The 4,770-nt window shown below is 73.1% G+C and carries 4 protein-coding genes; 2 read left to right on the forward strand and 2 right to left on the reverse strand.

Features of this window, described 5'->3' with window-relative positions:
- On the reverse strand, positions 1-1,676 hold a 1,676-nt coding region (locus VFE05_05975), incomplete at its 3' end, for an ADOP family duplicated permease (protein HET6229611.1).
- A 354-nt stretch (positions 1,677-2,030) separates the two neighbouring features.
- Between VFE05_05975 and VFE05_05980 the strand changes: the two genes are divergently transcribed.
- Positions 2,031-2,369, forward strand: coding sequence for a hypothetical protein (locus tag VFE05_05980; GenBank protein HET6229612.1), 339 nt, complete (start codon positions 2,031-2,033; stop codon positions 2,367-2,369).
- Between the two features lie 695 nt (positions 2,370-3,064).
- Entirely contained in the window at positions 3,065-4,348 is a 1,284-nt protein-coding gene (locus VFE05_05985; GenBank protein HET6229613.1) for a hypothetical protein, read from the forward strand.
- A gap of 7 nt (positions 4,349-4,355) precedes the next feature.
- Here VFE05_05985 and VFE05_05990 read toward each other — a convergent pair whose 3' ends face one another.
- Entirely contained in the window at positions 4,356-4,523 is a 168-nt protein-coding gene (locus tag VFE05_05990; GenBank protein ID HET6229614.1) for a hypothetical protein, read from the reverse strand.
- Positions 4,524-4,770: the final 247 nt, after the last annotated feature.

The raw sequence follows: 4,770 nt of genomic DNA on the forward strand, positions 1-4,770 counted from the left end.
CCCGCCCGGTCGCGCGTATCGAACGCGCGGCCGCGCAGCACGGGAATCCCCATCGTCCGCACGTAGTCCGCCGTGGCCAGGCGCACGTCCATCGACGGCTCCTCGCCCTGCTTGGCGGGCGCGCGTCCCACCACGTCGAACGTGATGTTGGTCTTGCTGCCGCCCATGGGAATCGCGCTTACCGCGCCGGCGGACTTCACGCCCGGCATCTCCCGGATGCGGCCCAGCAGCGCGGCGTGGAAGGCACCCACCTGCGCGTCTTCCGGGTACGCCGCGCGCGGCAGCGTCAGGTCGAACGAAACCACGCCGTCGGGCCGGAAGCCGGGGTCCACGCGCTGGAGCTGCACGAAGCTGCGGATGAGCAGCCCCGCGCCCGCGAGCAGCACCACCGCCATCGCCACCTCGGCCACCACCAGCGTGCCGCGCAGCCGCGTGGCCGCGCGCCCCGCCCCGCCGCCCCGGCCCCCCTCGCGCAGCGAGGCCGCCAGGTCCGGCCGCGTCGCCTTCAGCGCGGGGAAGATGCCCACCAGCACGCTCGTGAGCAGCGACACCGCCCCCGTGAACGCCACCGCGCGGCCGTCCAGCCCCACCGCGTCCAGCCGGGGAATGTCCTGCGGGCGCAGGCTCACCAGCGCCGCCACGCCCCAGTGCGCCAGCAGCAGCCCCAGCGTGCCGCCCAGCACGCCCAGCAGCAGGTTCTCCGTCAGGAGCTGCCGCACCAACGCGCCGCGGCCCGCGCCCAGCGCCGCCCGCACCGCGATCTCGCTCTCCCGCGCCGCCATGCGGGCCAGGAGCAGGTTCGCCACGTTCACGCAGGCGATGAGCAGCACGAAGCCCACGGCGCCCAGCAGCACCAGCAGGGGCATGCGCACGTCGCCCACCGTGGCCTCGTGCAGCCCCAGCACCGTCGCCTCCACGCCCGTGTTCGTCTCCGGGTACTCGCGGCGCAGCCGCGCCGCCACGGTCGCGACAGCTGATTGCGCGCGCGCCAGCGACACGCCCGGCTTCAGCCGCCCCACCGCGTCCAGGTACTCCGCGCGCCGGTTGGTGGACGCGCTGGCCGAGAACGACGAGTCGTAGGGGATCGGTATCCACAGCTGCCGGTCCGACGGGTAGGCGAAGCCCTCCGGCATCACGCCTACGACCGTGCGCTGCACCCCGTTCAGCATCAGCGTACGGCCCAGCACCCGCGCGTCGCTTCCGAAGCGGTCGCGCCACGTGCCGTACGACAGCACCACCTCGCGCGCATGGCCCGGCAGGTTCGCGTCCGGCACGAAGCCGCGGCCCAGCACGGGCGACACCCCGAGCACGCGGAAGAAGCCGGCGCTCACCCACAGCCCCTTCAGGCTCTCCGGCTCGCCCGTGCCCGTGAGCGTGGCGTTCGACTCGGTGTACGCCGCCACGTCGGTGAACACGCCGGACTGCTCGCGCAGGCTCATGAAGTCCGGCGCGGAGATCTCGCTGGGCGGCGCGCCGGCGCCGTGCGTGTACAGGCGCACCAGGCGGTCCGGCTCGCGGAAGGGCAGGGGGCGCAGCAGCACGCCGTCCACCACGCTGAAGATGGCGCTGTTCGCCCCGATCCCCAGCGCCAGGGTGAGCAGCGCCGCCGCCGCGAAGCCGGGGCTGGAAGCCAGCCGCCGCGCCGCATACCGCAGGTCCTGGAGAAGCTTGTCCATCAGGGTATCCCGGAAGGGAGGGTTCGGTGGATCGGTTGCCGTGCGGCCGGTTCGCGGGCGCGGGCGACGTGGTACGGAGAGATCGGGAGATGCGCATCGCCCGTCAGCCGTCGGACGATGCGCATCTTCTTACGAGGCCAGGAGCGTGCCCCGCGCCGCATCTTTCACATCGCCATCTACTGCAATCGTTTGCGGTAGATGCACGGCGGGGCGGCGCCGTCCGTCCTGTTCGCTCGTGGGATTCTCCGTCCCGCCAGCGGACGGCACTGGCGAGTTCCGTGTGGGTCCGTTTCCACGGGCGCACCAGAGTTGCGGCCCTGGGTAACGCGGCTTCCCTTCACGAAAGGGCCGAGAATGCTGCCTGACTACGCGGAGAAACGCCTCCAGGACTGGCTGGTCCAGTCACGCCGCTGGTATCGGTTCCACTACGCGGTCGCCCTGGCCGCCCTGGCACTGACCGTCACCGTGGCGAGCAAGCCCTCCATTGGCATCCGCCTCGACGTGCTCGCCTGGCTCGCGGCGATCTTCCAGGGCGTGCAGACGCTCTTCCACCCGCAGCAGCGCGCGAAGGCGTACCGCGACGCGTGGCGGAGGCTGTACCTCGCCGCCGCGCAAACGGGCAATGCGCCGGAAGACGACCTGCGCCGCGCGATCGCGGAGGGATGGGCCATCATCTCCGGTGCGGATTCCTGACCGGGTCTCGGCTCGATGGAAAAGAAGCTGGCGAGGCGGTCACGGGACCCGTGAGCAGCGCGCCCGGAAAGGCGAGGAGCGTGCCTTCCGCCGCCCCGCGCGCATCGCCATCCCGCCCAATCACTTGGGGACTCGAGCAAGCTCACCGCCGGGTGCCGGACTGTCCGCTCGTGGGACGGACGGTTCCACCAGCGGACGCGACGGTGAAGCAGGCCGGTCCGCCCGTCGTCCGCCTCGGCCGAGCTTCTTTCGCTCCCCGACCGTCTTCCGCCGCACCCGCCCCACCCGCCCGCGCTTCCGGTCTCCCCTCTCCCAGGCAGTTTTTGGGGGGGCCGCGGGACGGGACTTTTCTTCCGAAGCCTGCCCACCGCAGCACATCTCCCGTCATCGTCCGAATGATGCGGCGTGCAGGCACTTACGCCGATGCGGCCGCGCCGGGGCCGATCGGCGGGCCTGACCGGCCGGCTGGAACGGCCCCTCCCGGCGGCATGGCCCCGCTGGCCCTACCGGGCGTATACTGCGGATGTGCAGCCGGCGGGATCGCCGCGCGGGACGATCTGGACGGAGGCCACACGTATGGCGCCACTCGTGCTACCAGTTAGGAGAAGGTCACTGGCCCCGCGCGGATTTTCGTTTATGCTGTGTCGTTGCGTGCTTTTCCGGCCTGGATGTTTGCCGCGCCAACGGAGATACGAATGACGGACCGACCCCTCCCCAGCGCCCCGGCGGCGTGGCAGGCCCCCCGCGCGCTCTTCGCCATCCGCGAGCCCTACCCCGGCTTCCACATCATCCGCGAGATCCCCGGCGACCTGGGGCTGCTGCTGTGGCGCGGCTTCACCGAGGTGGCGCTGTGGGCCGAGGCCGGCGACAAGCGCGGCGACCTGTTCACCGCCCGCGCGTACGCCCGCCGTCTGAGCCACCTGGACACGCTGGGCGTGCTGCCCGCGCTCGACGCGCACCTGCGCACCCTCGCCGAGATCCTCAGCCACGCCACCGAGGTCGCACCCGAGCGGGTGACGGCCGCCTGCCTGGCGCTCTCGGAATGGGCGTCGCGGCAGGGGTGCGGGCACTCGGCCATGGCGCTCGCGCAGAGCGCGGCGCTGGCCTCGCCCATGGACGCCAACGCCGCGTACATGGCGGGCCTGGCCGCCCGCAAGCAGGCCGAGTACGCCGTGGCCGAGAGCTGGTTCCGGCGCGCAGTGAGCGTCGCCAACCGGACGCGCAACTGGAAGGCGTACGCGCTCACCTTCTGCGGCATCGGCAACATGCACATCCAGCGCGGCGCGTGGCCCGCCGCCAAGGAGGCGCTGCTGCGGGCGCTGCGCACCACGCGACGGCACCGGCTGGTGGGCGTGCGCGGGCGCGCGCTGCACGACCTGTTCTGCGTGGCCATCAACGCCGGCTGCTTCGACGAGGCCAACCGCCTGGCCCGCGCCGCCCTGCGCGCGTACGGGCGCCACGACCCGCGCCTGCCCGCGCTGGCGCACGACGTGGCCTGCGCGTGGATGCGGCAGGGCCACGTGGGTAAGGCCGTCCCCGTGCTGGAAGCGCTGGTGCGCTACACCTCCGACGCGCCGCTGCGGCTGCTCTTCGTCTCCAGCCAGGGGCGCGCCGCGGGGCTGCGGGGCGAGCGCATGGCATTCGCGAGCGCCTGGACCGACGCGTGGGCCATGGTGCACGCCAGCGAGAGCACCGAGCGCGTGCCCGAGGCGCTCGTCAACTTGGCCCGTGGGGCCGCGGCACTGAACGACCCGGAGCGCGCCTCGTACGCCGCGCACTACGCCCGCACCGTCGCCGTCCAGCGCGCCGAGGCGCAGTCGCAGTTCGAGGCCGAGTGGGTGCTGGAAGCGGTCGCGCGCGCCGACCTGGCCGCCGTGGCCGCCGACGACGCGCGCGACGAAGCGGGCGCCCCGCCGGAGCCGGGCGCCCGCCTGGTGGGCAAGTTCGTGGCGGTGCTCGCGACCTCCGGCCGCCACTGAGGCGCGGCTAGGGCTGGCGCGCGGGCGCCATGTAGCTCCCCGAGCCGGCCAGGCCCCCTCCGTCGTGCGCCGCCGGCACGTTCGGGTGGCTGGGCGCGGTGATCTGGTCCGCGCGGCCGCAGGCGGCGGCCGAGACGACGAGCAGGGCGGCGAGTGCAAGGCGGGTGCGACGCATAGGTGTGCTCCGTGGAACGGGTTGCATGCGGCCGGCGCCCATCGCCGCGCCGCAGGGGAGAAGCTAACCTCTCCACGCCCCGGGCACACTTGGTTGCTGCCATTTCCCGTTCGTCCACACCTCATCCCCCACCTTCCGCGCCTCTCCCGCACGACATCACGCCTCCCGGCGGCCTCCCCAAACCGTTCCGGCTCAGAACAGCGCCCACCTCACCACGCGTAGGGGTGCGATTCATCGCATCCGGAAC

The sequence above is a fragment of the Longimicrobiaceae bacterium genome, assembly GCA_035696245.1.
GTDB lineage: Bacteria > Gemmatimonadota > Gemmatimonadetes > Longimicrobiales > Longimicrobiaceae > DASRQW01.

What these genes read in the sequence shown, in the direction of transcription:
- VFE05_05980 (HET6229612.1), top strand. Translation starts at nt 2,031, where the DNA reads ATGCTGCCTGACTACGCGGAGAAACGCCTCCAGGACTGGCTGGTCCAG.
- VFE05_05985 (HET6229613.1), top strand. Translation starts at nt 3,065, where the DNA reads ATGACGGACCGACCCCTCCCCAGCGCCCCGGCGGCGTGGCAGGCCCCC.
- VFE05_05990 (HET6229614.1), bottom strand. Translation starts at nt 4,523, where the DNA reads ATGCGTCGCACCCGCCTTGCACTCGCCGCCCTGCTCGTCGTCTCGGCC.